Here is a 1169-nt window from a genome sequence, read left to right on the forward strand (position 1 = left end):
TCGGCTACGGCAAGGCCAAGGAAGTTCCGGCCGCCATCGCCAAGGGCGTCGAGGAGGCCCGCAAGGGCTTTTTCCGGGTTCCGCTGATCGGTGGCACCATCGTCCATCCGGTTCAGGGCGAGGCCGCTGCCGGTGTGGTGATGCTGCGTCCGGCGAGCCCCGGTACCGGTGTGATCGCCGGAGGCGCGGCCCGCGCGGTGCTGGAATGCGCCGGCGTGCACGACATCCTGGCCAAGTCGCTGGGCAGCGACAACGCGATCAACGTGGTTCATGCCACCGTTGCCGCGCTGAAGATGCTGCAGCGGCCGGAGGAGGTGGCGGCCCGTCGCGGCCTGCCGCTCGAGGACGTCGCGCCCGCGGGCATGCTCAAGGCCCGGCGCGAGAGCGAGGCGCTGGCTGCCGCAGCAGCGCGTGAGGGATCGGCATAACCATGGCAGAACTCAAGATCACCCAGGTGCGCGGAACCATCGGCGCACGCTGGAGGCAGCGCGAAAGCCTGCGGACGCTCGGACTGCGTAAGATCCGCCAGTCCGTGGTCCGTGAGGACAATGCACAGACGCGCGGTCTCATCAAGGCCGTACATCACCTGGTTCAGGTGGAGGAAGTCAAATGAGCGTTATCAAGCTTCACGATCTGAAGCCCGCGCCCGGCGAGAAGACCGCCAAGACCCGTGTGGGTCGTGGTGAGGGCTCCAAGGGTAAGACGGCAGGTCGTGGTACCAAGGGCACGAAGGCCCGCAAGAACGTCCCGGCGACGTTCGAGGGTGGCCAGATGCCGATCCATATGCGGCTGCCGAAGCTCAAGGGCTTCAAGAACCGCTTCCGCACCTCCTACGAGGTCGTCAACGTCGGCGACATCGCCAAGGCGTTCCCGCAGGGCGGCACCGTCGGTGTCGACGAGCTGGTGGCCAAGGGTCTGGTTCGCAAGAACAACCTGGTGAAGGTGCTCGGCGACGGCAAGCTGACCGTCAAGGTCGATGTCACCGCCAACAAGTTCAGCGGCAGCGCCCGTGAGGCGATCACCGCCGCGGGTGGTTCGGCCACCGAGCTGTAATTTTCCCTGCGCGAGCAGACACAGAACTGCCCACTTTCTTCGGAAAGTGGGCATGCGAGACCAGGTTGGCGAAGAACTCCTCGTGGCGCTCCTCGTCGACGGCGATGCGGCCGATC

At 66.0% G+C, this 1169-nt stretch carries 3 protein-coding genes; all 3 read left to right on the plus strand.

Annotation, left to right across the window (positions count from 1 at the left end; genetic code table 11):
* On the plus strand, positions 1-428 hold a 428-nt coding region (locus tag ACWDTP_RS38545), incomplete at its 5' end, for a 30S ribosomal protein S5 (RefSeq protein ID WP_450028461.1).
* Between the two features lie 2 nt (positions 429-430).
* Positions 431-613: a 50S ribosomal protein L30 gene (rpmD, locus tag ACWDTP_RS38550; RefSeq protein ID WP_450028462.1), complete on the plus strand. Its 183-nt coding sequence runs from the start codon at positions 431-433 to the stop codon at positions 611-613.
* The gene (gene rplO, locus ACWDTP_RS38555) at positions 610-1053 is read left to right on the plus strand and encodes a 50S ribosomal protein L15 (RefSeq protein WP_450028463.1); all 444 of its coding nucleotides are present in this window, start codon (positions 610-612) and stop codon (positions 1051-1053) included. Before rpmD ends, rplO begins: the two co-directional genes overlap by 4 nt.
* Positions 1054-1169 lie beyond the last annotated feature (116 nt).

Source organism: Mycobacterium sp. NPDC003449 (assembly GCF_053588415.1).

Coding starts and splice junctions, on each gene's coding strand:
- rpmD (WP_450028462.1), top strand. CDS start 431: ATGGCAGAACTCAAGATCACCCAGGTGCGCGGAACCATCGGCGCACGC.
- rplO (WP_450028463.1), top strand. CDS start 610: ATGAGCGTTATCAAGCTTCACGATCTGAAGCCCGCGCCCGGCGAGAAG.